Annotated in this window: 23 protein-coding genes, 1 tRNA gene and 1 pseudogene; 11 read left to right on the top strand and 14 right to left on the bottom strand. The window is 71.2% G+C overall.

What is annotated here, in order from left to right; genetic code table 11:
• Positions 1–79 precede the first annotated feature (79 nt).
• The 8 genes from BM419_RS10270 to BM419_RS10235 all read right to left on the bottom strand — a co-directional run bounded on the left by BM419_RS10270 (position 80) and on the right by BM419_RS10235 (position 10,089).
• Positions 80–799 (bottom strand): SURF1 family protein, encoded by a 720-nt coding sequence (locus tag BM419_RS10270; protein ID WP_091926350.1) that lies wholly within the window; start codon positions 797–799, stop codon positions 80–82.
• Between the two features lie 74 nt (positions 800–873).
• On the bottom strand, positions 874–1,278 hold the full coding sequence (gene cyoD, locus BM419_RS10265) for a cytochrome o ubiquinol oxidase subunit IV (protein ID WP_091677584.1): 405 nt from the start codon (positions 1,276–1,278) through the stop codon (positions 874–876).
• Positions 1,275–1,907, bottom strand: a complete 633-nt coding sequence (gene cyoC, locus BM419_RS10260; RefSeq protein WP_020093234.1) for a cytochrome o ubiquinol oxidase subunit III — start codon at positions 1,905–1,907, stop codon at positions 1,275–1,277. The genes cyoD and cyoC overlap by 4 nt, the downstream gene beginning before the upstream one ends.
• A gap of 4 nt (positions 1,908–1,911) precedes the next feature.
• Positions 1,912–3,912 carry a cytochrome o ubiquinol oxidase subunit I gene (gene cyoB, locus BM419_RS10255; RefSeq protein WP_020093235.1) on the bottom strand — a complete coding sequence of 667 codons (2,001 nt, stop codon included), beginning with the start codon at positions 3,910–3,912 and terminating at the stop codon, positions 1,912–1,914.
• Between the two features lie 75 nt (positions 3,913–3,987).
• On the bottom strand, positions 3,988–5,220 hold the full coding sequence (cyoA, locus tag BM419_RS10250; protein ID WP_042670818.1) for a ubiquinol oxidase subunit II: 1,233 nt from the start codon (positions 5,218–5,220) through the stop codon (positions 3,988–3,990).
• A 139-nt stretch (positions 5,221–5,359) separates the two neighbouring features.
• Positions 5,360–6,691: an MFS transporter gene (locus BM419_RS10245; protein WP_020093237.1), complete on the bottom strand. Its 1,332-nt coding sequence runs from the start codon at positions 6,689–6,691 to the stop codon at positions 5,360–5,362.
• 168 nt (positions 6,692–6,859) lie between these two features.
• The gene (locus BM419_RS10240; RefSeq protein WP_091926349.1) at positions 6,860–9,046 is read right to left on the bottom strand and encodes a glycosyltransferase family 2 protein; all 2,187 of its coding nucleotides are present in this window, start codon (positions 9,044–9,046) and stop codon (positions 6,860–6,862) included.
• Positions 9,046–10,089 carry a hypothetical protein gene (locus BM419_RS10235; protein ID WP_091926348.1) on the bottom strand — a complete coding sequence of 348 codons (1,044 nt, stop codon included), beginning with the start codon at positions 10,087–10,089 and terminating at the stop codon, positions 9,046–9,048. The genes BM419_RS10240 and BM419_RS10235 overlap by 1 nt, the downstream gene beginning before the upstream one ends.
• 476 nt (positions 10,090–10,565) lie before the next feature.
• On the opposite strand from BM419_RS10235, the gene BM419_RS10230 reads away from it, so the two are divergent.
• Positions 10,566–10,640, top strand: a tRNA-Val gene (locus tag BM419_RS10230).
• A 217-nt stretch (positions 10,641–10,857) separates the two neighbouring features.
• On the opposite strand, the gene BM419_RS10225 is transcribed toward BM419_RS10230, so the two are convergent.
• Positions 10,858–11,076 carry a hypothetical protein gene (locus BM419_RS10225; protein ID WP_091926347.1) on the bottom strand — a complete coding sequence of 73 codons (219 nt, stop codon included), beginning with the start codon at positions 11,074–11,076 and terminating at the stop codon, positions 10,858–10,860.
• A gap of 39 nt (positions 11,077–11,115) precedes the next feature.
• On the bottom strand, positions 11,116–11,445 hold the full coding sequence (locus tag BM419_RS10220) for a hypothetical protein (RefSeq protein ID WP_020093241.1): 330 nt from the start codon (positions 11,443–11,445) through the stop codon (positions 11,116–11,118).
• 297 nt (positions 11,446–11,742) lie between these two features.
• On the opposite strand from BM419_RS10220, the gene BM419_RS10215 reads away from it, so the two are divergent.
• The 5 genes from BM419_RS10215 to BM419_RS10200 all read left to right on the top strand — a co-directional run bounded on the left by BM419_RS10215 (position 11,743) and on the right by BM419_RS10200 (position 15,432).
• Positions 11,743–12,246 (top strand): hypothetical protein, encoded by a 504-nt coding sequence (locus BM419_RS10215; RefSeq protein ID WP_020093242.1) that lies wholly within the window; start codon positions 11,743–11,745, stop codon positions 12,244–12,246.
• Entirely contained in the window at positions 12,243–12,740 is a 498-nt protein-coding gene (locus tag BM419_RS10210; protein WP_020093243.1) for a hypothetical protein, read from the top strand. The genes BM419_RS10215 and BM419_RS10210 overlap by 4 nt, the downstream gene beginning before the upstream one ends.
• Before the next feature lie 247 nt (positions 12,741–12,987).
• The gene (locus tag BM419_RS32340; RefSeq protein WP_020093244.1) at positions 12,988–13,125 is read left to right on the top strand and encodes a hypothetical protein; all 138 of its coding nucleotides are present in this window, start codon (positions 12,988–12,990) and stop codon (positions 13,123–13,125) included.
• 170 nt (positions 13,126–13,295) lie between these two features.
• Positions 13,296–14,075: an SDR family oxidoreductase gene (locus BM419_RS10205; protein WP_056523289.1), complete on the top strand. Its 780-nt coding sequence runs from the start codon at positions 13,296–13,298 to the stop codon at positions 14,073–14,075.
• A gap of 61 nt (positions 14,076–14,136) precedes the next feature.
• Positions 14,137–15,432, top strand: coding sequence for an amidase (locus tag BM419_RS10200; RefSeq protein ID WP_091926346.1), 1,296 nt, complete (start codon positions 14,137–14,139; stop codon positions 15,430–15,432).
• A 24-nt stretch (positions 15,433–15,456) separates the two neighbouring features.
• Here BM419_RS10200 and BM419_RS10195 read toward each other — a convergent pair whose 3' ends face one another.
• Positions 15,457–16,662: a serine hydrolase domain-containing protein gene (locus BM419_RS10195; RefSeq protein ID WP_107684763.1), complete on the bottom strand. Its 1,206-nt coding sequence runs from the start codon at positions 16,660–16,662 to the stop codon at positions 15,457–15,459.
• 233 nt (positions 16,663–16,895) lie between these two features.
• Between BM419_RS10195 and BM419_RS10190 the strand changes: the two genes are divergently transcribed.
• From BM419_RS10190 to BM419_RS10175, 4 genes are all read left to right on the top strand, one after another.
• Positions 16,896–17,246: a GCG_CRPN prefix-to-repeats domain-containing protein gene (locus tag BM419_RS10190; protein ID WP_234082999.1), complete on the top strand. Its 351-nt coding sequence runs from the start codon at positions 16,896–16,898 to the stop codon at positions 17,244–17,246.
• A 124-nt stretch (positions 17,247–17,370) separates the two neighbouring features.
• The gene (locus BM419_RS10185; RefSeq protein WP_091926344.1) at positions 17,371–17,625 is read left to right on the top strand and encodes a hypothetical protein; all 255 of its coding nucleotides are present in this window, start codon (positions 17,371–17,373) and stop codon (positions 17,623–17,625) included.
• Between the two features lie 104 nt (positions 17,626–17,729).
• Positions 17,730–18,332 carry a nucleoside deaminase gene (locus BM419_RS10180; RefSeq protein WP_091926343.1) on the top strand — a complete coding sequence of 201 codons (603 nt, stop codon included), beginning with the start codon at positions 17,730–17,732 and terminating at the stop codon, positions 18,330–18,332.
• A gap of 246 nt (positions 18,333–18,578) precedes the next feature.
• Entirely contained in the window at positions 18,579–19,382 is an 804-nt protein-coding gene (locus BM419_RS10175; protein WP_020093251.1) for a class II aldolase/adducin family protein, read from the top strand.
• 219 nt (positions 19,383–19,601) lie between these two features.
• Here the strand turns inward: BM419_RS10175 and BM419_RS10170 are convergent, their stop codons facing one another.
• Complete coding sequence (locus tag BM419_RS10170) at positions 19,602–20,501, bottom strand: LysR family transcriptional regulator (RefSeq protein WP_042670683.1); 900 nt, start codon at positions 20,499–20,501, stop codon at positions 19,602–19,604.
• Positions 20,502–20,643: 142 nt separating this feature from the next.
• Here BM419_RS10170 and BM419_RS10165 point away from each other — a divergent pair, with 142 nt between their 5' ends.
• Positions 20,644–22,806, top strand: coding sequence for a malate synthase G (locus BM419_RS10165; RefSeq protein WP_020093253.1), 2,163 nt, complete (start codon positions 20,644–20,646; stop codon positions 22,804–22,806).
• A gap of 181 nt (positions 22,807–22,987) precedes the next feature.
• On the opposite strand, the gene flhB is transcribed toward BM419_RS10165, so the two are convergent.
• A complete protein-coding gene (flhB, locus tag BM419_RS10160; RefSeq protein ID WP_020093254.1) occupies positions 22,988–24,049 on the bottom strand; it encodes a flagellar biosynthesis protein FlhB in 1,062 nt (353 codons plus the stop codon).
• Between the two features lie 104 nt (positions 24,050–24,153).
• Positions 24,154–24,849: pseudogene (locus tag BM419_RS10155) on the bottom strand (FliG C-terminal domain-containing protein); the annotation flags it as partial.

The following is a 24,849-nucleotide window of genomic DNA, read 5'->3' as shown; positions in this document are numbered from 1 at the left end:
GGACCCGCTCGGAGCGGGCTACTCCCCTATCGGTCAAGCCTCGCGCGGAGGCCGCGCGGCGCCGGCGCCCCAGCAGGCCTCAGCGCGCCTCGGCGTCCCGGTCCCCCGGGCCGCGCCGCAGCAGGTAGATCACGGCGCCGGCGAGCATCAGCGCCATCCCGTACCACGTGATCGCGTAGACGAGGTGGTTGTTGGGGAAGGCGATCACCGTCAGGCCGCCCACCGGCAGGCCGCCCGGATTGGCCGTCGCGTCCGCGTCCACGAAGTAGGGGGCGACGTCGGTCAGGTCCCGGGCGGCGGCGATCGCCGCCACGTCGCGGGAATACCAGCGGCCGTCCTTCGGATCGTTGGCGCGCAGGAACGCCCCCCCGGGCTCGGTCAGCCGCAGGAGGCCGGTCACCGCGGTCTCGCCGGCGACCTGCCCGGCCGCCCGGGTCGCCGGGTCCCGACGGTCGCCGGGCACGAAGCCGCGATTGACCAGCACGACGGTCCCGTCCGGCCGCCGCAGGGGCGTCAGCACCCAGAAGCCGCCGCCCAGCTCGGTGACGGCCTGAACCAGGGTCTCGCGATCGTGCAGGAAGGTGCCGGAGAGCCGGACATGCCGGTAGGCGTCGTCGGGGCCGACGCGCGGCCACGCGGCGGCGCCGGGCGCCGGTACGGGCGGCGCGTGGACCCGGGCATCGACCCGGGCGATCAGGTCGAGCTTCCAGGCCCGCCGCTCCACCTGCCAGGTCCCGAGCCCCAGCAGCACCAGGAAGACGAGGCCCGCGCCGGCGCCGAACACGGCGCGCCGCAGCAACGAGAGCGGGGCCGGGGAGGGGCCCGGATCGGACCCCCCTCCCGACCCCGCGGGTCTCGAAACCGAACGCGCGCTCAGCGGGCGTTCTTCATGACGTCGTGGGCGTCCATCGGCATCATGTTGTGGTTGAGGTGGTACATGACCCACACCGAGCCGGCGAGCATGATGACCACCAGCGTGATGGTGAAGATCAGTGCCATGAAGGTCCAGCCGCCCTCCGACTTCGTGCTCATGTGCAGGAAGTAGATGACGTGCACGACCATCTGGACGCCGCCGAGCGCCAGGATCACCAGGGTGGTGACGAGGCTGTTGTCGAGCACGTTGCCCATCACCAGCCAGAACGGGATCACCGTCAGGATCACCGACAGGACGAAGCCCGTCATGTAGCTCTGGAAGGTGCCGTGCCCGCCCTCGCTGTGGGCGTGGGGGTCGTGCGTGTCCTGACCGTGGCCGGTGAGGTGGTGTGCGTCGGCGCTCATTCGAGCACTCCCATCAGGTAGACGACGGTGAAGACGCCGATCCAGATCAGGTCGAGGAAGTGCCAGAACATCGACAGGCACATCAGCCGGCGCTTGTTCTCGACGATCAGGCCGCGCTTGCTGACCTGCACCATCAGCACGACGAGCCACAGGATGCCCATCGAGACGTGCAGGCCGTGCGTCCCGACGAGGGTGTAGAACGAGGACAGGAACGCGCTGCGCCAGGGCGGCGCGCCCTCGTGGAACAGGTGGACGAACTCGCGGATCTCCAGGGCCACGAAGGCGACGCCGAACAGGCCGGTGATGGCGAGCCAGATCTGCGTCTGCTTCACCCGGTCCCGGTCCATCTCCAGCATGGCGAAGCCGTAGGTGATGGACGAGAACAGCAGCATGGCGGTGTTCACCGCGATGCCCGGCAGGTCGAACAGCTCCTTCGGGGTGGGGCCGGCCGCGTAGCTGCGCCCGAGCACCCCGTAGGTCGCGAACAGGGTCGCGAAGATGAGGCAGTCGCTCATCAGGTAGAGCCAGAACCCGAGCATGGTCGAGCCCTCGGAATGATGGCCCTCCTCGTCGGTCTGGTAGAAGACCGGCGCCGCGGCGCCGGGGGGTGCAGTCTCCGCGTGCATCATCGGATCACGCCATCTCCAGTTCGCGCGTCCGCTGACCTTCCGTCCGACTGACGACGTCGGCGGGAATGTAGTAGTCGCGATTGTAATTAAAGGTGTGGGCGATCGCCACGACGAAGATCGCCACGAAGCTGAGGATCGCCAGCCACCAGACGTACCAGACCATGGCGATGCCGAAGGTGAAGTTCAGCGCCGCCAGGATCGCGCCGGCCGCGGTGTTCTTGGGCATGTGGATCGGCCGGTAGCCCTTGAGCGGGCGGTCGAAGCCGCGGTTCTTCATGTCCCACCACGCGTCGGAATCGTGGACCACTGGCGTGAAGGCGAAGTTGTAGTCCGGCGGCGGCGAGGAGGTGGACCATTCCAGCGTCCGGCCGCCCCACGGGTCGCCGCTGAGGTCACGCAGCTTGTCGCGGTTCCGGATCGAAACCACGAACATGATGATCTGCGAGGCGATGCCGCAGGCGATGAGCGCCGCGCCGAACGCCGCGATCACGAACCAGATCTGCAGCGACGGGTCGTCGAAGTGCTGCATGCGCCGGGTCACGCCCATCAGGCCGAGCACGTAGAGCGGCATGAAGGCGACGTAGAACCCGGTCACCCAGAACACGAGGGCCATCTTCCCCCAGAACTCGTCGAGCTTGAAGCCGAAGGCCTTGGGGAACCAGAAGGTCACGCCGGCGAACATGCCGAACAGCACGCCGCCGATGATCACGTTGTGGAAGTGCGCGATCAGGAACAGCGAGTTGTGCAGGACGAAGTCCGCCGGGGGCACAGCGAGCAGGACGCCGGTCATGCCGCCGATCACGAAGGTGACGATGAACGCCACCACCCACAGCATCGGCACCTCGAACCGGATCCGGCCGCGGTACATCGTGAACATCCAGTTGAAGATCTTCGCGCCCGTCGGGATCGAGATGATCATGGTCGTGATCCCGAAGAACGAGTTCACGTCCGCGCCCGAGCCCATCGTGAAGAAGTGGTGCAGCCACACGAGGTAGGCGAGGATGGTGATCACCACCAGCGCGTAGACCATCGAGGTGTAGCCGAACAGGCGCTTGCCGCAGAAGGTCGAGGTGATCTCCGAGAACACGCCGAAGGCCGGCAGGATCAGGATGTAGACCTCCGGGTGACCCCAGATCCAGATCAGGTTGAAGTACAGCATGGCGTTGCCGCCGAGGTCGTTCGTGAAGAAGTGCGTGCCGACGTAGCGGTCGAGCGACAGCATCGCGAGAACGGCCGTGAGGATCGGGAAGGCGGCCACGATCAGGATGTTGGTGCACAGCGACGACCAGACGAAGATCGGCAGCTTCATCATGGTCATGCCGGGCGCCCGCATCTTCACGATGGTGGCGATCAGGTTGATCCCTGAGAGCAGCGTCCCGATGCCGGCGATCTGCAGGGCCCAGATGTAGTAGTCGACGCCCACGCCGGGGCTCATCGCCGCCCCCGAGAGGGGCGGGTAGGCCAGCCAGGTGGCGCGGGAGAACTCGCCGACGAAGAGCGAGACCATCACCAGCATGCCGCCGGCGACCGTCATCCAGAAACTGAAATTGTTCAGGAACGGGAAGGCGACGTCGCGGGCGCCGATCTGCAGCGGCACGGCGAAGTTCATGAGCCCCGTGACGAACGGCATCGCCACGAAGAAGATCATGATCATGCCGTGGGCGGTGAAGATCTGGTCGTAGTGGTGCGGCGGCAGGAAGCCCTGCTGGTCGCCGAACGCGACCGCCTGCTGCGAGCGCATCAGGATCGCGTCGGCGAAGCCGCGCAGCAGCATGATGCCCGCGAAGATGCAGTACATGATGCCGATCTTCTTGTGGTCGATGGACGTGATCCAGTCACGCCACATCGGCCCCCAGAAGCGGTAGTAGGTGATGACGCCGAGCACGGTGAGGCCGACGACGGCCACGCCGGCGAACGTCCCCTGCAGGATCGGCTCGTGATAGGGGATCTGCTCGATCGTGAATCGCCCGACGAGCAGCTGCTGTAGGTCCAGGTTTGCGAACATGGGATCGGCCCGTTCAGTGGGTTCGACGGCGACCGCCGGTTGTGTGTGTGGAGTCCGCTGTCAGCACGCGCGGCCTCACTGGTTCAGCTGCTTCGGGGCGATCTGGATGCCCCCGCTCCGACCCCCGCCGGAGCCCTGGCCCGTGGCGTCGGGCGGCGTCGTCTGGCCCCGGACGTCCGGGTTGCCCATGTCGGGCCGCGGCTGCATGCCCTGCGGCTGCGTCTGGCCGTGCGGCGCGGTCCCGGAGGCCGGCGCCGTCGCGCCCGGCCCCTCGACGCCGCGCTCGGCGAGGCGGTTGTCGTACCGGAGACGCGCGTAGTTCTCCGCGGCCTCCGCGCCGGTGGCGCCGCCCTGCGCGTCGATCTTCGCCATCTCGCCGACGCACATCTGGTCGGGCCGGGGGCACATGCCGATGATCCGGTCGTACAGGCCCTTCATGTAGGACTTGTAGAACCGCGCCGGCTCTGCCTCGCTCGGCTCCTCCAGCTTCAGGTAGGCCTCCTGGGTCAGCTCGCCGCCCTCGGCCTTGGCCTTGGCGATCCACTGGTCGAACTTGTCGGTGGTCAGGCCGTGGAACTTGAAGAACATGTTGGAGAAGCCGGCGCCGCTGTAATGCGCCGAGCGGCCCTCGTAGGCGCCCTCGCGGTTGATCACCGCGTGGAGCTGGGTCTGCATGCCCGGCATCGCGTAGACCATGCCGGCGAGTGTGGGCACGTAGAACGTGTTCATCACGTCGGTGGCGGTGATCTTGAAGCGGATCGGCCGGTCCACCGGCGCGGCCAGCTCGTTGACCGTGGCGATCCCGTATTGCGGGTAGAGGAAGAGCCACTTCCAATCCATGGCCACGGCCTCGACCTCGAGCGGCACCGTCCCGGCCGGGACGTCGCGCTTCGGGTCGATCTTGCTGAGCGGCCGGAACGGATCGAGGGTGTGGGTCCCGATCCACGTGAGGGCGCCCAGGGCGATGATGATCATCAGCGGCGCCGTCCAGATCAGCACCTCGAGCTGCGTCGAGTGGTGCCATTCGGGATCGTAGACCGCGTCCTGGTTGCTGGCGCGGTAGCGCCACGCGAAGATCAGCGTGAAGGCGATCACCGGGACGATGATCAGGAGCATCAGCCCGGTCGCCGCCAGCACGAGGTTGCGCTGCTGCTCGGCGACGTAGCCGGCCGGGTGCAGGACCACGAAGTTGCAGCCGCCGAGCAGGGTCAGGAGGGGCAGGGCGAGGAGCGGCAGGAGGCGCCGAGCGCGACCGCCTCGGCGGGTCGCGGTGTCGGTCCTGTCCGGTCGATGGATCGTGGATGTCACAGCACGCGTCTCGTCATCCCAGGCCGCTGCCGCGGCACTTCTGCCATGCCGCTGCCGCGGCGCTTCTGCCGTACCGCGCGAGGCGGCGTTCCAGTCAGCTCACGGGCGGGCCGGGCGGCCTGCGCCGCCGGCCGCCGACTCACATCTGGCGCAGTTCCGACCGGTCGGTGAACAGGGCCACGAGGCTGCAGACCGCGCCGGAGAGGAGGTAGACGCCGATCATCGCCAGGCCGTAGCGCTGCGACAGGAACAGAGCCACCAGGGGCGCGAAACCGGCCCCGATCAGCCACGCGAAGTCGGAGGTCAGCGCCGCGCCGGTGTAGCGGTAGCGGTTGCCGAGGCGGGCGCTCACCGCTCCCGCGGTCTGGCCGTAGGCGAGGCCGAGCAGCATGAAGCCGATCGTGACGTAGATGGTCTGGCCGATGGCGCTCTCGCCGAACAGGAGCGGCGCGATGATGCTGCCGACGGCGAAGAAGCCGATCAGCGAGCTGCTCATGATCAGGCAGTTGCGGCGGCCGATCTGGTCGGCGATCAGCCCCGAGGCCGCCACCGCGCCGGCGCACACGATCGCGCCGGAGAACTGCACGATCAGGAACTCGCCCGGCGAGCGGGTCGTGCTGTTCAGCGCGAGCCACGCGATCGGGAAGATCGTCACGAGGTGGAACAGCGCGAAGGCGGCGAGCGGCACGAAGGCGCCGCGGACCACGTCGCCGGCGTGGTGGCGGAACAGCTCCAGGGCCGGGACCGGGCGCAGCCGGTCGAGGTCCATCATCCGGGCGAACTCGTCGGTGGCGACGAGGCGCAGCCGGGCGAACAGCGCGACCACGTTGATGGTGAAGGCGCAGTAGAACGGGAAGCGCCAGCCCCAGTCGATGAAATCGGCCTCGTCGAGATTGACGATGAAGAACGCGAACAGGGCGCTCGCCACCATGAAGCCCAAAGGCGCGCCGAGCTGCGGGATCATCGCGTACCAGCCGCGGCGCTCCCGCGGGGCGTTCATGGCGAGCAGCGAGGCGAGGCCGTCCCAGGCACCGCCGAGGGCGAGGCCCTGCAGGATCCGCAGGCCGGCCAGGATGTAGACCGCCGAGATGCCGATGCTGTCGTAGCGCGGCAGGAAGCTCACCGCCGCCGTCGACCCGCCGAGCAGGAACAGGGCCGTGGTCAGCTTGACGCTGCGGCCGTGGCGCCGGTCGATCGCCATGAACAGCACGGTGCCGAGCGGCCGGGCGATGAAGGCGAGGGCGAAGATCGAGAAGGCGTAGAGGGTGCCCTTCAGCGGGTCGACGAAGGGGAAATACACTTTCGGGAAGACCAGCACGCAGGCGATGCCGAACACGAAGAAGTCGAAGTATTCGGACGCGCGTCCGATCACCACGCCGATAGCGATCTCGTTGGGGTGGACCTTGTGGTCTCCCATCGCCTGCTGGGCGTCGCGCTCCAGGCCCGCGACCGTAGGGGTGTTCGCACTCATCTCTGATTGTCGCCCTCGCCGCGCGCCCGTGGGGACGCCTTGGCCGGAACTGCCTCTTGCGGCATGTCCAGAGGTACCGCAACCGGCTCCGGACGCAAGTTTACCCACTGACGCATGCATAGCACCGCGCGGTCGCGACCACCGGTGTCGCCACCGGGTGAGGACCGCTCACACGCGGTAATGGGCGGAATTCCGTGACAGGTTGATGTTGTAATAGGGGTCGGCACGCAGCTCCGGGCCCCAGCGGTCGAGCATGGTCAGCACCTCGCCCTCGAAGCGCTTCTGCTTCTCCGGCGTGTCCTCGGCCCCGCGGCTCTTCGACTCGTGATGAATCAATTTCGCGAAGGGGGTCCAGACGATCCGGTAGCCGGACCGGCGGATCTTCAGGCAGAGATCGACGTCGTTGAAGGCGACCTTCAGGGCCTGCGCGTCGAAGCCGCCGACCTCCGCGAACACGTCCGCCCGCATGGCCAGGCACGCGCCGGTGACCGCCGAGACCTCGTGGGCGATGACCATGCGGCAGAAATAGCCCGGATCCGCGTCCGCGACGCCGAGATGGCTGTGGCCGGCCACGCCCCCGATCCCGAGGACGATGCCGCCGTGCTGGATCGTGTGGTCCGGGTAGAGGAGCTTCGCCCCGACGGCCCCGATCTCCGGCCGCACGGCGTGGCGGACCAGCTCGGCCAGCCAGCCGGGCTCGAGCACCTCGATGTCGTTGTTGAGGAACAGGAGCACCGCGCCGGTGGCCGCGGCGGCGCCGCGATTCGACAGATCCGAGAAATTGAACGCCCCCGGCACCGGCACGACGCGCACCCGCGGATCGTCCCGGTAGCGGGCGAACAGGGCGGCGGTCTCCGGCTCGCGGCTGTCGTTGTCGACGATGATCACCTCGATGTCGGGGTAGTCGGTCGCGCCGAGCAGTCCGTCGAGGGTCACCGACAGGATCTCGGCCCGGTCGCGGGTCGGGATGATCGCGGAGACCCGCGGCGGCGAAGCCGGCAGCGGCCGGACCAGGCGGTTGAAGCCGCCGGGACCGCGCTCCGCGCGGCCGCCCCAGGGCGCCACGACCTCCTCCAGGGCGCGCAGGCGCGCGGCCTCCGCCCGGGCGAGCGCCCGGTCCGAGAAGGTCCCGGAGCCCTGCGCGGCGCGCCAGTGATAGAGCACCCGCGGGATGTGGCGGATGCGGGCGGGGTCGAGCCCGTCGGTCAGCCGCAGCAGCAGGTCGTGGTCCTGACTGCCCTCGAAGCCGGGGCGCAGGCCGCCGACGGCGCGCAGCGCCTCGGTGCGCACGACCGTGAGGTGGTTGATGTAGTTCTGGGCATAGAGCAGCTCGCGGTCGAAGCAGGACTTGAAGTGCGGGTCGAATCGCCGGCCGCGCCCGTCGATCTTGTCCTCGTCGCTGTAGATCAGCACGAGACCCGGGTCGCGGCGCAGCGCCCGGGCGACCTCGTAGAGGGCGTCCTCGGTGAGAGCGTCGTCGTGGTCCATGAAGGCGCAGACCGCCCCCCGGGCCATGCCCAGCGCGTCGTTGGTCGCCCGGGCGATGTGGCCGTTCTCCATCCGGGCGAGGACGCGGATGCGCGGGTCGGCCTCGGCCGCCCGGCCCAGGATCCGCGGGATCTCGGGGCGCGTGGAGGCGTCGTCCACGGCGCACAGTTCCCAGTGGGGGTAGAGCTGCGCCCGCAGCGAGGCCAGGGCCGCGCGCAGCACCTTCGGGTCCGGATCGTGGACCGGCATCAGCACGGAGATCAGGGGCGGATCGGTCCAGGCGGCGATCTCGGCGGCGATCCCGTCCCGCTCCGCGCGGCGCAGGGTGTGGGTCCCGAGCCAGGCCTCGTAGCCGCTCACGCGCCGGTGGCGCAGCGCCCGGCCGAGGAAGCCCCGCGCGCGCACCTTCTTGCCGAGGATCCGCCAGGTGAAGGCCTGCACGGTCAAGCCGGGATCGCGCAGGAGCCCGCGGGCGGCCAGGACCGGCCGGGCGAGGCGGCGCACGGCGATCCGGCGCAGCCGGACCGGGACGCGCCCGGCCGGGTCGGCGACGCGCAGCTCGACGACGTCCTCGGGCAGGCAGCCGATCCACGCGAAGGCGCCGCCGCCCCGGGCCTCCTGGGGCAGCAGCGTGCCGGCGCGCCCGTCGGGACCGACGAAGCTGATGTCGGGGAGGGTGTCGCGGGCCTCGGCCGGGTCGTTGGACAGGATGATCTCGACCCAGCGGCCCGCGAGATCCGGCAGCGCGACGCGCAGCCCGTCGGAGCCCGCCCGCGCCGGGAGGGCGCGCCGCTTGCCCCAGAGCCCCGCGACCTGCGCCGTCGGGAGGCGGAATTCGGGCACCGCCGGCCCGGTCGAACGCACCATCAACTCCAGCTCTTGTCGACCGAGGCCTTCACGGCATCCGACATGGCCACGTCGAACACGATCATGTCCTCGACCGCCTTGACGCTCTTCAGGCGCTCGGCCAGCGCCAGCGTCTCGGCCGGCACCGGCGGCAGCGCCGGGATCGGCGCGCCGATCCCGAGGCGGTCGAACAGCGTCGACGCGAAGGCGGGGAACCGGGTCTTGTGGCCGACGATCCCGACCCGGGCGAGAATCTCAATCGCCGCGATCGAGTTGCCCGGATGCAGCCGGTCGTCCGGCATGCGGGTCCCGAGCTGGCGGGTCAGGGGGTTGTAGAGCAGCCGGTAGGCGGGCTCGGGCAGCATCCGGAAGAAGCGCTTGAGGCTCTTCACGTCGGAGAAGTCGTACCCGTCCGCGAAGGCGGCGGCCTCGGCCAGCGGCCCCAGGCGCCAGCTGCGCGCCGGATCGGCCGCATCCGCGGCCCGGGCCTTCAGCCAGCGCATCCGGGCCGCCATCTCGATCTGCGGTTCCTGGAGCAGGATGGCCGTGACCATCAGGTCCGGCGTCATGAAGTTCTCGTAGCGCGGGATGGTCACGGCGCCCGACAGGAAGGCCGACGGGGCGGCCGGGCCGGCCAGGACGCAGCTCAGGATCTCGTCCGGCAGCTTGTGGATGCCGAAGTAGCAGTGCTGGAAATACGGGAAGAGCGCCGTCTGGAGGACGGTCTCGGGCTCGATGCCGGTGTTGATCAGCATGGTCCGCAGCCGGATCTGACCCTCGACCGGCATGCGGCGGTAGACCAGCACGTTGGTGTCGGCATCGTAGAGTTCTAGCCGCGGGATCTCGGACAGGCCCGGCACCTCGGCCTCGCTGACCACGAAGGTGCATTGCCCGGTGGCGTGCCAGCCGTTGCGCTTGAACGCCTCGTCGATGACGCTGGCCGGGACCTCGGCCACGCGTCGGCCGTCGACCGCGACCACGACCCGGCTGATGGCGAGGGGATTGTCCGGCACGATCCAGCCGCGGATCGAGTCGCCCTGATCGTGGTCGATGAAGTAGCGCATGTCCTGAAGCGTGAGGCGGCGGCATGCCGGCGCCGAGTGTCCGCCATGTGTCGCGGCGCGGCCGGATGCCGAGCGGCAGGGCCATAGCGCATTTTCCCGTCGGCGTGCACCATGGCGCGTTCGGCCCGGAGATGGATCCCGGCGGGTTGCCCCCGCCGGCTCGTTCTCCCCGTCTCTAAGCCATTGACGCAGAATGCGCTATCCACGCGCGGCGCGGGGCGATCGGGTCGGCGCGCGCCGCGGCCGGACCATTGAGGGACGCGATCGATCGGCCTGGTCACGCAGGTTCCGCTTGCGCCCTCGCCGGGCAGCCGCTATAGGCCCCGCCCACCGGAGCCCGAACGGCGCCGGCCCGGACGCGCAGCTCGGCGGGAGAGCACTACCTTGACACGGTAGTCGGCACTCTCATAAGTTACTGAGCAGTCTGGACTATTTCGATGGCTTGCAGGTTCGTCGAACCTGATCGCGGTCGATACGGAGACGTAGCACAGCGGTAGTGCATTCCCTTGACATGGGAAAGGTCACAGGTTCGATCCCTGTCGTCTCCACCATTCGACGCCGTGACTCCCGGCCCGTCTCCAGATTGAACGCCCCAGACTGACGTCACGGCAGGATCGCCCACCGAGAGGGGTTCTCCGAACCCGTCGCGGCCTCCGGAATCGCGCCTGCCCGCTCCTCCCTCACGGCGTCGCTCGTGCCTCCTCTCGCGTGGCGAGACGGCGAGGCTCGAGCAGAACCGATGCCCGACCCGTCGGCGGGACCGGGATCCTACGGGATCGCGGCGCGGGCGAGGGCCGCGCGGCGCAGCCGACAGGCGGCCTCCGTGACACGGCGCGAGCGGTGCCGTCCCGCGTCCGGCCGCGCGCGGTCGCAGGTCTTCGCGACCGCGTCCAGCACGGCCGAGGCCGCCGCCATGAGGGCCAGCGTCGTCGCCGAACCGACCGAGACCAGGAAGAAGATCGTTGCGATGACTTGCGGAGCGGTCATGACGCACCTCCTCGGGTGCTTCGCGGTGATGCGGGAGACTTATGGCCGGTGCGGCGGGAACAGCGTGCGGCCGAGCACGGGCCGCGTCGCGTCGGGCGCACCGCCCGCGGGCTCCGGACGGGGGGAGAACCTCAGCTCGATCGTCCGGCCCTCGCGCGCGACGACCTCACAGGCCTGGTTCAGCAGCAGGGCGATCGAGACGAGCCGGACGGCCTGCGGTGGCACCGCCTCCGGCTGGACCTCGATCCGCGCCCCGGATGTCCTGAGCTCCCAGATCAGGCAGTCACAGCATTCCTGCGGGTGCCCGAAGAAGATCTGTCCGGTCTTGAAGGCCGGCCTCCAGGCCTCTTCCATGCGGTTCCCGGCCATCGCGATCTCCTGCAGAACAACCATTTCAGCCCGTACCGATGAGCTGAATACGCGGTCATTCCGGGCGCGAATTCCGTATCAAACAGCACATCCGGCGAGCGCACCGGCAATCCTGCCGCCGGCTTCGATCCGGCGATCCGGGGCCCGGTGCGAGGCCCGCCCGGCCGTGGCCGCCGCGCGCGGATCGGCCGCCGTCATCAATTGTCCGATACCCGATCGCCCGTCGTTTAATCCTTCGTTAACCATTCTAAACAGGTTAGTCGGATCAGAATCGCGTACACAGGGAGCAGGGGATCCGTGAGCGAGCTGCAGAGGCTTCTGAGCGATCCTCGGTTCCGGCCCGCAGACAAGGCCAAGCGCGGCGCCGCGTCCGAACCCGACCTCGGCAACGTCCTGCGCGCCGTCGCGTCGCTGCACGCGCGGGCCGAGTCCCCGACACCGCCGGCCGCGCCGCGGGACTGGGACGCGCTGATCCACCGGGTGCAGACCGCCGCCCGCCAAGCGCGCGTGATCGAGGCCCAGGCGCGCGAGCGGGAGGCGCGGATCGAGCAGGTGCTGGATCAGGTCCGCGAGGAGGTCCACGCCTCCAACGAGCGCGCCCGGATGGCCGAGATGCAGGCGCGCGAGGCCCAGCTGCGCGCCGAGGCGCAGGTCGTCGCCGCCGAGGAGCGCGCCAAGGCGGCGGAGGCCCGCGCCCGCGCCGCCGAGGATCGGGCCCGGCAGGCAGAGGATTGGCTGGACCGTGTCCAACAGGCGATCCTGTCCGAGTTCTCGGACCTCACCGAGCAGGCCGCGGCATGAGTGCCGCCCGCGCGTGGGCCGAGCCGACGGTGCCCCATCCCCTGTCCGACCCGGCCCTGCCGCGCGACGGCCACGCCGACCCGATCGACCGGGTCGTGGCGCTGTTCTCCGGCGCCGCGGCCGCATCCCCCGCGCCCGCCTCCCCGGCGGCCGAGGACGACTGGTCGACCTCCCTGACCGCCGTGCGCGGCGCCGCGGCGCGGGTCCGCGCCCTGCAGGCGAGCGCCCGCGACTCCGTCCGGGAGGCTCAGAGTTCCGTGCGGGCGGCCGAGACGGCGCTCCGCGCGGCCGAGGAGCGGGCCCGCCACGCCGAGGCGCTCCTGCAGGCGGCGCTCGCCCGGGCCGAGCGGGCCGAGGCGCAGGCCCGTGCGTCGGACGAGCGGGCCGAACGGGCGGAGGCCCAGCGGGCCGAGGCGCGGGCGTGGCTGCGCCGGATGCACGAGTGCATGGTCAACGAGTTCGGCGCCCTGTCCGGAGCGGCGGATCAGCCCTGAGCCGGCGCGCGCCGGCCCCGGTCGCCCGGACATCCGGCCGGGATCGCGCGGACCCGCGATGCGTCGGCCTCGGCCGAGCGTCCGACGCCACCATGACGCGCGATGGCCGCCGCGACGCGGGCCGGCCGCGCAGATCTCCTCCGGGGTCCCGCAATTACGAGCACTCGCCTTAAGTCGTCGAAAACAATTCTCAGGATATGGAATTCTGATCTCGTCGCCTCGACACCGTCCGCCTGGCAGGATCGCCGTGACCCTCAGCCTCGTCCTCAGCACGTCCCTTCCGCTCCTCACCGGGGCGGTGGCCCTGCTGTGGGCGGGCTTCGTCGCTCCGGAGCGGGAGGAGCGTCCGGACGTGCCCGGCGCCCGCGACCTGCGCACGTGGTGAGCGCCGGATCCCGGTTCCGGCCGTGAGGCGCCCGCCGAACCGGCCCTCCGGAGGCGGAGAGACCCCGAGAGGCCCCGCGCCCCGTCCCGGGCCGCTTCCGGGGACGGCACCCGGCGCGCTATGACGCGCCGGACGCCCTCGCGGCGAGGGCCGGCTCACGGAGGCTTCCCATGGATCTCGGCTTGAGCGGACGCCGGGCGCTCGTCTGCGCGGCGAGCAAGGGACTGGGCAAGGGCTGCGCCCTGGCGCTCGCCCGGGAGGGCGTCGCGGTGACGATCACGGCCCGCACCGCGGAGACGCTGGAGCGGACCGCGGACGAGATCCGCGCCGCGACGGGCGTCACCGTCACCGCCGTCGCGGGCGACATCGCCACCGAGGCCGGCCGGGCCGCCGCGCTCGCCGCCTGCCCCGAGCCCGACATCCTGGTCAACAATGCCGGCGGCCCGCCCCCCGGCGATTTCCGCGAGTGGGACCGCGACGCCTGGATCCGGGCGCTCGACGCCAACATGCTGGCGCCGATCGCGCTCATCAAGGCGACGGTCGACGGGATGATCGACCGCGGGTTCGGCCGGATCGTCAACATCACCTCCGGCGCCGTGAAGGCGCCGATCGAGCATCTCGGCCTGTCGAACGGCGCCCGCTCGGGGCTGACGGGCTTCGTGGCCGGCTTGGCGCGCAAGACCGTGCGGCACGGCGTGACGATCAACAACCTGCTGCCCGGCCCCTTCGACACCGACCGGATCCGCGGCAACGCCGTCGCGGGGGCCGCCAAGGCCGGCACCTCCGTGGAGGCGTTCCTGGAGGCGCGGGCCCGCGACAACCCCGCCGGCCGCTTCGGCCACCCCGACGAGTTCGGCGCCGCCTGCGCGTTCCTGTGCAGCCAGCAGGCGGGCTTCATCACCGGGCAGAACCTGCTGATGGATGGCGGCGCCTATCCCGGCACGTTCTGACGCGGACCGGCCCGACCGGCCCTCCGCTTGCAGGGCCGGATCAGATCATGCGGTGAGGACCATGAGCGTACGCGAGACCCTCGAGGCCCGGCTGGCCCGGATCGCCGCGGGGGACCCGGCGGTCTTCACCCGCCTCTACCCGGAGCAGGCCCGCGCGGCGGCGGACGCCGCCGATGCGCGCCGCCGGGACGGGATCTCCCTCGGCCCCCTCGACGGCGCGATGGTCTCGATCAAGGACCTGTTCGACGTGGCGGGCGAGACGACGCGCGCCGGCTCGGTCCTCTTGGCCGACGCGGCGCCGGCGCGGTCCGACGCCCCGGTGGTCGCCCGCCTGCGCCGCGCCGGCGCGGTGATCCTGGGCAAGACCAACATGTCCGAGTTCGCCTTCTCGGGGCTCGGCCTCAACCCGCATTACGGCACCCCCGGCAACGCCGCCGATCCGGCGCGCATCCCGGGGGGCTCGTCCTCCGGCGCCGGGGTCTCGGTGGGGCAGGGGACGAGCGACATCGCGATCGGGTCCGACACGGGCGGCTCCGTCCGGATCCCGGCCTCGCTGAACGGCGTCGTCGGCTTCAAGCCGACCGCAAGCCGCGTGCCGCTGGAGGGGGCGTTCCCGCTGTCCTACGCCCTCGATTCCCTGGGGCCGCTCGCCCGGACGGTCGCGGATTGCGCGGCCGCCGACGCCGTGATGGCGGGCGAGGAGCCCGCGCCGCTGGAGGCGCTCGCCGTCGCCGGCCTGCGCATCGGCGTGCCGCGGGGCCTGCTGTTCACCGAGACGGAGGCGCCGGTCGCCGAGGCCTTCGAGCGGGTGCTGTCCCGCCTGTCCCGGGCCGGCGCCCGGATCGCCGATCACCCGATCGACGACCACCTCGCCGCCATGGACGCGGCGCTCCCGGACGGCTCCCTCGCGGCGATCGAGGCCGCGGCGATCCACGCCGACTGGCTGGACAGCGCGGCCGGCCGCTACGACCCGCGGGTGCATCGCCGCATCGTGGCCGGCCGGAATGCGACGGCCGCGGGCTACATCCGGACGATGCGCCGGCGGGCCGCGCTGATCGCCGCCTTCGACCGGCACCTCGCCCCGCTCGACGTGCTGGCGCTCCCGGCGACCGCCGCGACGGCGCCGCTCACCGCCCCGCTGGCGGCGGACGACGCGGCCTTCCTGGCGGCCAATCGCCTGATGCTGCGCAACACCGCCTTCGGCAACTTCTTCGATCTCACCGGCCTGTCCCTGCCGATGCCGGGCCTGCCCCGGCCGGCGGGCCTGATGCTGCTGGCCCGGCACGGACAGGACCGCCGGCTCCTGGCGATCGGGGCCGGGATCGAGGCCGGGATCGAGGCCGCGCTGGCGGGGTGAGCGCCCCGCGCGGCCCGGGCCCGCTCAGCGGATCTGGCGGGACAGCGCCACGCCGAGGCGCTCCGCGCCGATCTTCGGCTGGCCGCCGGCCACGAAGACGACGAGATCCTTGCCCGGATTGACGACGACCACGCTGTTGAAGCCGTCGGTCCCCCCGACCTTCAGGAAGACCGGCCGCTGGCCCGCGTCCGGGTCGCCGATCTCCTCGATCCAGGCCATGCCCTGCCGGAAGGTCTGTCCCTCCGGCTGGTAGAGCGGCGTCATCGCCTCGCGCAGCGCCCGGGTGAGCGCTGGCGGCACGGGCGCGCCGTTCACCGCCTCGTGCCCGAGCGCCGCCTCGCCGAAGGCGAGCATGTCGGTGGCGGTCGAGCGGAGCGCTCCCGCGGCGTACCACGCGAAGACCGGCCAGGGCATGACCGGCTGGCCCTCCATCCCGTAGCCCTGCGCGAGACGCGCGCGGTCGGCCGGCTTCACGGTGACCGCCGTGCTGGTCATCCCGAGCGGCCCGGTGATCCGCTCGTGCACGAGGCTCTCCCACGGCGCGCCGAGACGTTCGGAGAGAACGTAGCCGAGCAGGCCGATGCCGGCATTCGAGTACCGGTAGGGGGCGGGCAGGGCGCAGCCGCCCGCCTCGGATCCATCCGGGCTCCAGCGCGACACCCAGGCCAGGAACGCTTCCGGCGGGTAGGTCCGGACGCTGCGCTCCGCCAGGGCACGCGGCAGGTCGCCCGGCAGCGTCGGCATCCCCGAGGTGAAGTCGGCGAGCTGCAGCGGCGTGATCTGGGCCGTGCAGGGCCGGAGCCGCAGGTTCGGCAACAGCTCCTGCAGCGGCGTGTCGGGACGCAGGCGGCCCGCATCGACGGCCTCGGCGAACAGTGCGGTCGTGAACACCTTGGTGATCGAGCCGATCTCCACGATCGTGTCGGACCGGTAGGGCGCGCCGCCGGCCCCGTTGAACCCGAAGTAGCTGCGCCGCCCCCGGTGGCTCACGCCCACGATCAGGCCCGGGATCGCCCCGCGCGCGACCCAGGCGCCGGCCAAGCGCTCGACGACCGGCCGCAGCGCGTCCACCTCCGCGCCGGCCGCGAGGTCGGCCGGGCGCCCGGCCCCCTCACCGAAGCCGTCCTGCGCGCCGCCGGGACCGGCGGCGAGCGCGAGGACGAGGGCGGCGAGGCCGGCCGTCACGATGGGTCGAGACCGTCCGCCGGCCCGACGATCCGTGCTGTTCATGGTCCTCCTCCCGATCCGTTACCGGCGCGCCGGGTGCGTCAGATTGGAACGGATGCATTGACGAACACTGAATACAGAACGGAAATCGCGCGGCTCATAAATGATGATGCGTAGTTGATACAGGTATTGACTGAATGTGGGCCATTGACATTAATCTTGGCTCGCAAGCAGCATGATGCACGATCCGGACGCGGACAGCGCGCCGGTCGCGGGAGGATCACGCCGTGCATTTCATGCGGATGATGGGGCTCGTGGCCCTTGTGTTGAGCGGCCTGGGCCTGGCGGGCCCGGCGTCGGCGGCCCCGCTCTCACCGGCGCCGCTGGCCGGCGACGCGAGCGGGCTGACCCGGGTCGGCTACTGGTGCGGGCCCGGATTCCACCTCAACCCGTGGGGCCGGTGCGTCCCGAACGCCCGCCGGTTCTACGGCCCGGGCCCGGCCTTCTACGGAGCCCGCTACTACGGAGGCCGGCGCTTCTACCGGACCTACAACTATCGCTGGCACCGCAATTACCGCTGGCATCGCAACTATCGCTGGCACCGCAACTATCATTGGCATCGCAGCTACCACTGGCGTCGCCGCTGACGAACGCGCCGGCGGCGCTCCGGACGGTCTCGCCCGGAGCGCCGCCGGCCCCACATACCGCTTCCCAGATCCGCGGCCGGCCGGACAGCGGCCACCGCGGCGCCGTATTCGGAGACCTGTGACGATGCGCCTCCCGCTGATTGCCTTCGCGACCGCGATTGCCCTGACCACGGGGGCGTCGGCGCAATCCGTGCCGGAGCCACCCATCCAGAGCCCGCAGGACGCCGCCTGCCGCGAGCAGGCGCGGGCCCAGATCTTCAGCTACCCCAACCCGAACAACCTCAGCCTCTACGACCTCGGTTCGCAGATCTGGCACCTGTGCATGGCGTCCTATCACGGCCGCGGCCCCAACCCCGGCCGCACGGAGCAGCGCTTCTAGGCAGCGCTTCCAGGCAGCGCTTCCAGGCAGCGCTTCCAGGACGGCCCCGGGCCGCGGTCGCGGCCGCCGGGACGGCCCCTCGAGACAGCTCAGCGGAACCGATCATGACGAGCAAGCTCCGCGGCACCGGGCAGCACGGCCACGCACCGCCCGTCGCGCCCGATGCGGGCCGGCGCGCGTTCCTCGGGGCCGCGGCGCTCGGCGTGGCGCTGACGACGGGCGCGCGCCCCGCGTCGGCGACCACCGCCGCGCCGGCCACGGCCGCGGACGAGACTTTCATGCGGGCGGCCATCGCCGAGGCGCGCCGCGCCGACTTCCCGTTCGGCGCCGTCATCGTCGCGGAGGGCGAGATCCGCGCCCGGGGCCTGAATCTCGGGAAGCAGCAGCGCGATCCCACGGCGCACGGCGAGATGGTGGCGATCCGCCGCTTCCTCGCGGAGCACGGGCCGGAGGCGCTGCGGGGGACGACCCTCTACACGTCCGGCGAACCCTGCGCGATGTGCATGGGCGCGATCGTCTGGTGCGGGATCTCGCGCGTCGTCTTCGCCGCCTCGCTGCAGCAGCTCGCCACGAAGATCGACCAGATCATGATCACCTGCACGGAGGTCGCGGACCGGTCGCCGTTCCGCCCGATCGCGATCACGGGCGGCGTCCTGGCGGAGGAGGCGCTCGCGCTCTTTCCGCCCGGCGACCGCCCGTCCAAGTAAGGGACTGGAAGACGGCTCGGGCGACCGCCCGCGCGGCCCGGCAATCCGGTGGGACGCGGCCGTCGCTCCCCCGGAGGTCCCGCCGCATCCCACCGGATTGCCGGGCCGCCCGCCCTGGTGCACCCTGCCGGCGATTCCCGGACCTCGCCCCGAGCCCCCGCCTCGGGCGCCCGGGGATCGCGGGACCGCCTGCGCCGGGCGGCGATCCCGGAGGGCCGACAGGGCCGACCGGCAGGGAGCCGTCGCATGAGCGCAGCCACACCGTCGACCGTCGCGGACCGGGATACGGACCCCGCCGATCGCGCCGCGATCCGCGCGATGCGCGTCGACCTCGCGGCCGCCTACCGGCTGATCCATCGGCTGGGCCTCGACGACAGCATCTACACCCACATCTCGGCGCGGCTGCCGGGCGCCGGGCACCGGTTCCTGATCAACCCCTACGGGATGCGCTTCGAGGAGGTGTCGCCGGAGAACCTCGTCACCGTCGACATCGACGGGAAGGTGCTCGAGGATCCGATGGGGCTCGGCATCAACCCGGCCGGGTTCACGATCCACAGCGCCATCCACGCCGCGCGCCACGACGCGATCTGCGTGCTGCACACCCACACGGTCGCGGGCGTGGCGGTCTCCTGCCAGGAGGAGGGGCTCCTACCCCTGAACCAGTGGTCGATGCAGTTCACGGGGCGCGTCGCCTACCACGCCTACGAGGGCATCGCCCTCGACCTCGACGAGCGGGAGCGGCTGGTGGCCGATCTCGGCGACAAGCCCGTGATGGTGCTGCGCAATCACGGCCTGCTGACCTGCGGCCGCACGGTCGGCGAGGCGTTCCGGCTGATGCACAACATGGAGCGCTCGTGCCGGGCGCAGCTGGCGATCCAGGCGGCGGGCGCGCCGGTGATCCGGCCCTCCTCCGCCGTCGCCACCAAGACCGCCGGGCAGTACGCCGCCGGCTACGACCGCGTCGTGGTCCAGGGGGCGCCCGACAACGAGTGGGCGGCGTTCAAGCGGATGCTGGCGCGGACGGATCCGGATTTCTTCGCGAACGGCTGAGGGCGGCACGGCCGCCGGCTGAGCCGTTCGGTCGATGCGCCGCTCTCCGTCATCGCGAGCGCGGCGAAGCGACCCAGGGCAGCGCGACGTCCGACCTCGTCACGCCGACCGGACTGCTTCGCTCCACCCGCAACGACGGCGGTGCCGCGATCGGCGACGGCGTGAGACGTCGAGCGGGCGTCTCCCGCTCAGCAGGAGCGAGACGCCGCAGCACGGGCCTCACCCGTCTGCCCAGGCCCCGCTCGACCGGTAGGTCTGCTTGAGGAACGCGATGAAGGCCCGCGTCTTGGCCGGCACGAAGGCCCGGCTCGGGTAGACCGCGAAGATGCCGGCCGAGGCCGCCGCCGCGTAGGCCGGCAGCACCACCTCCAGCAGGCCGTCGCGCAGCTCCGCGTGCACGTCCCAGGTGGAGCGCAGCGCGATCCCGAGGCCGCCGATCACGGCCTCGCGCACCACCTCGTTGGAATGGGTGCGCAGCGGCCCCGAGGCGCCGACCGTGCAGGGGCCCTCCGGCCCGACCAGCCGCCAGGGATTCTGGTTCTCGGTGGCGAGGCAGACATGGCCGCGCAGGTCGTCGAGGCTCCGCGGCCGCCCGGCCGCGTCGAGGTAGCTCGGCCGCGCGCAGAGGACGCGCTGCACCGGCGCGAGGCGCACCGCCGTCAGCCCGGAACTCTCCAGCGCGCCGACCCGGATCGCGAGGTCGTAGCCGCGCTCGACGATCGACTCGAAATCGTCGCTCAGCTCCAAGTTGAGCACGATGCCGGGATGGAGGGCGAAGAAGGCCCGCAGGTGCGGGACGATGTGCAGGCGCCCGAAGGAGCTCGGCGCCGTGACCCGGAGCGTCCCCCGCGCCCGCGTCGCCGTCTGCGACACGAGGCTCTCGGCCTCCGCGATGGCGTCGACGATCGGCGCGATCCGCTCGAAGAAGGCCGCCCCGACATCCGTGGGCGCCACCCGCCGCGTGGTGCGATGCAGCAGGCGCACGGCGAGCCGTTCTTCCAGCCTTTTCAGCCGCTTCGACACCACCGCGACCGACAGGCCGAGCTCCGAGCCGGCCTGGGTGAGGCTGCCGGTGCGGACCACCCGGGCGAAGATCTCCAAGTCGCTCTGGTCGTGCATTGTCAACGCTGCGGAAAAAATCAAATCCGTTTTGCCGCCTTTCTCGCGGATGCCAAGCGATCTATCGAGGAAACATCAAAAATTTTTCACGGCGCGTTCGATTTTTTCTGACGCGCGTCGCCACGCATCCCCGAGGATCGCCATGTCGAAGCTCGTCGTCGCCGAGGATCTCCGCACCTTCGTCTCCGAGGAAGCGCTGCCCGGGACCGGTCTCTCGGCCGACCAGTTCTGGTCGGGCTTCGCCGCGATCGTCCGCGATCTCGCACCGCACAACCGGGCGCTGCTCGACCGGCGCGACGGCCTCCAGGCCGACATCGACTCCTGGCACCGCGACCATCGCGGAGCGCCGCACGATCCGGCGGCTTACGCGGACTACCTGACGCGGATCGGCTACCTGCAGCCGGAGCCCGAGACCGTGCGGGTGACCACCGAGAACGTGGACGCGGAGATCGCCGCCATCGCCGGGCCGCAGCTCGTGGTGCCGATCTCCAACGCCCGCTACGCGCTGAACGCCGCCAATGCCCGCTGGGGCAGCCTCTACGACGCCCTCTACGGCACCGACGCGATCCCGCAGGACGGCGAGCTCGCGCCCGGCGCCGGGTTCAACCCGGCCCGCGGCGCCGCGGTGGTGGCCAGGACCAAGGCGTTCCTCGACGCGACCGCGCCGCTGAGCGTCGGCTCCTGGGCGGATGCCGTGGGCTTCTCGGTGACGGACGGCCGCCTCGCCGCCGATCTCGGCGCCGGTCGCAGCGCCGGCCTGACCGGATCGTCCGCCTTCGCGGGCTACACCGGCGACGCCGCGGCGCCGACCGCGCTCCTGCTGCGCCACAACGGCCTGCACATCGAGGTCGTTATCGACCGCGCGAGCCCGATCGGCCGCACCGACCCGGCCGGCATCGCCGACGTGGTGCTGGAGGCCGCCCTCTCGACCATCATGGATATGGAGGATTCGGTGGCGGCCGTGGACTCGGCCGACAAGGTCGCGGTCTACCGGAGCTGGCTCGGCCTGATGCGCGGTGATCTGACCGCCACCCTGTCCAAGGGCGGCCGCACGGTCGAGCGGCGGCTCGCCGAGGACCGGACCTTCACGGCCCCCGACGGCGGGCGCCTGACCCTGCCGGGACGGTCGCTGATGCTGGTCCGGCATGTCGGCCACCACATGTACACCGACGCCGTGACCCTCGACGGCGCCGAGATCCCGGAGACGATCCTCGACGCGGCCGTCACCGCGCTGATCGCCCTGCACGACCTGAAGGGCACCGGTCCGCTCCGCAACAGCCGGACCGGCTCGGTCTACATGGTCAAGCCCAAGCTGCACGGTCCCGACGAGGTCGCCTTCGCGGTGGCGCTGTTCGGGCAGGTCGAGGCGCTGGTCGGCCTCGCGCCGCGGACGCTCAAGATCGGCGTCATGGACGAGGAGCGGCGCACGACGCTCAACCTCAAGGCGGCGATCGCCGCGGCGTCGGACCGGCTGTTCTTCATCAACACCGGCTTCCTCGACCGGACCGGCGACGAGATCCACACCTCGCTGGAAGCGGGTCCGGTGGTCCGCAAGGACGCCATGAAGGCGACCGCCTGGATCCAGGCCTACGAGGACGGCAACGTCGATGCCGGCCTCGCCTGCGGCCTGCCCGGCCACGCGCAGATCGGCAAGGGCATGTGGGCCGCCCCCGACCGAATGGCGGCGATGCTCGACGCCAAAGGCGCTCACCCGGAGGCGGGCGCCAACACCGCCTGGGTGCCGTCGCCGACCGCCGCGACGCTCCACGCGCTCCACTACCATCAGGTGGATGTCCGCGCCCGCCAGGCGGCGCTCGCCGGCCGGGCGCCCGCGACCCGCGCCGCCATGCTGACCCTGCCCCTCGCCGAGGGCGCGTTCGCGCCGGAGGCGGTGCGGGAGGAGCTCGACAACAATTGCCAGGGGATCCTGGGCTACGTGGTCCGCTGGGTCGACCAGGGCGTCGGCTGCTCCAAGGTGCCGGACATCCACGAGGTCGGGCTGATGGAGGACCGCGCCACCCTGCGGATCTCCAGCCAGCACATCGCCAACTGGCTGCGCCACGGGATCGTGGATCGCGACGAGGTCGCCGCGGCCCTGCGGCGCATGGCCGAGGTCGTCGATCGCCAGAACGCCGGCGACCCGGCCTACCGGCCGATGGCCCCGGGCTTCGACGGGCCGGCCTTCCGCGCCGCCGAGGCCCTGGTCTTCGAGGGCGCCGGCCAGCCGAACGGCTACACCGAGTTCGTGCTGCACCGGTTCCGCCGGGAGGCGAAGCGGCTGGAGGCCCGCGTACGGGCGGCCTGAGGCCGCTCCCGGATCCCGGACGCGCAGCGCCCCGGGCCCGCCCCGGGCCCGCCGACGGCCTGCGCGGCCCGAAACGCCGCGCCGCGGATCTGCCAGGGTCCGCGGCCTCTGCCGGTCGGGACGGGCCGACCGGTCAACGCCGCTGCCAAGCCGCTGCCACGCCTCGGCCACGCCGCGCCGGTCAGCGGCGCTTGCGCGTCATCACGTAGACCAGCAGGTTCGCCACCGCCCGGTAGAATTCCGCCGGGATCGCCTGGTTGACCTCGACATGGTCGTACATCGCCCGGGTGAGCGCCTTGTCGACGACGACCTCGATCCGGTGCTTCTCGGCGATCTCGCGGATGCGGAGGGCGATCAGGTCCGCGCCCTTGGCCAGAACCGTCGGGGCGTCGTTCTCGCTCTGGTCGTAGCGCAGCGCGATCGCGTAGTGCGTCGGGTTCGCCAGGATCATGGTGGCGCGGGGCACCGCCGCCATCATCTGCTTGCGCAGCCGGTCCTGCGCCAGCGAGCGCATCTTCGCCTTCACGAGCGGGTCGCCCTCGAGCTGCTTGAACTCGTCCTTCACCTCCTGCCGCGACATCCGCAGGTCGCGCTGCCAGCGCACGCGGGTCCAGACCAGGTCGCCGGCGACCAGCGCGATCGTCGCGACGCTCACGGCCGAGACGAGGCGCACCGACAGGGTCAGCAGGAATTCGGGCAACCCGACTGGATCCACGAACATGACATTGACGATCTCGTGGCGATCCGCGTGCAGGACCATGTAGGACATGCCGCCGATCGCGAAGAACTTGAACAGATTTTTCCCGAACTCGACGAACCCCTGCACACTGAAGAGCCGATTCCAGCCTGCGACGGGGGAGATGCGGGACCATTTCGGCTGGATCCGATCGAACACCACGCGCGGCGCGTTCTGGAAGATCGAGGCGGCGATGCCGGCCACGAGCAGGATGACCAGGACCGGCAGCAGGAAGCGGCCCGTCTCCAGGGCGAGGGCGTGGACGAGGCGCATCGCGTCGTGGCTCGTCTCCACGCTGAAGTTGCGCGGCTGCTCCAGGATCAGCGCGAGCCTCTGCACCAGCGGCAGCCCCTGATCCCGCGCCACGAAGACCAGGAAGATCAGCAGTCCCAGGATGGAGGCGAAGACGGGCGCTTCCCGCGAGAACGGCGTGTTTCCTTCCGCGATCGCGTCGCTGATCTTCTTCTCGCTCGCCGCCTCGGTCTTGCTCTCCCTGTCCTCAGACATCGCGGCGCCCCGAACTCGGGCCGCCGACGGCACCGCGCCGGTCGGCCCGGCGGGACGCGTCCGCCGGAGCGGCGCCCCGGAGCCGTCCCCGACCGGGGACGGTGCTAGCGGAAGTAGGTCTCATCCGAGTCGGCCGGGGTGAGTTCGATCTCGCCGCGCGACGCCATCTCGAGCGCCTGGTCGGTGATCGCGCGGCGCGCGTCGAGCACGTCCCGCTGGGCGGCGGGCTCGCCTCCCTCCAGCTCGTGCTCGACGAGGCGCCGGGCGCGGGCGGTCAGCGCGCTGAGCACGACGTTCCGCAACGGCCCGTTCGTGCCCTTCAGGGCGAGGATGACCTTCTCGTGCGGGACCTGATCGAAGAGCGTCGTCCGCGCCCGCGGCGTCATGTGGATGATGTCGTCGAAGGTGAAGAGCAGGCTCTTCAGGATCTCGGCCGATTTCGGGCGCGTCTGCGTGAGGTTGTCCAGGACCTCCTCCATGCTCTGGCGCTCCATCTTGTTGACGATGTCGGCCATGCGCGAGTGGGTATCCGCCGCGGCATTGCGCGCCAGGTTGATCATGAAGTCCTCGTGGATGGTCTGCTCGATCATCTTCATGGTCGCGTCGACGATCGGCTTGAACGTCAGCATCCGCCGCATGACGCCGTTGCGCAGCGGCGCCGGCAATTGCGCCATCACCTTGGCGGCGCAGGCCGGCTTGACCTTGGACAGCACGAGCGCCGCGGTCTGAGGGTGCTCCTTGATCAGGTAGCCCGCCAGGGCGGTCTCGGACCCGTTGGAGATGCGGTCCCAGATCGAGCG

Origin of the sequence: Methylobacterium sp. yr668, assembly GCF_900116245.1 — a bacterium.
Lineage (GTDB): Bacteria > Pseudomonadota > Alphaproteobacteria > Rhizobiales > Beijerinckiaceae > Methylobacterium.
This window is presented reverse-complemented; position numbering and strand designations above follow the sequence as displayed.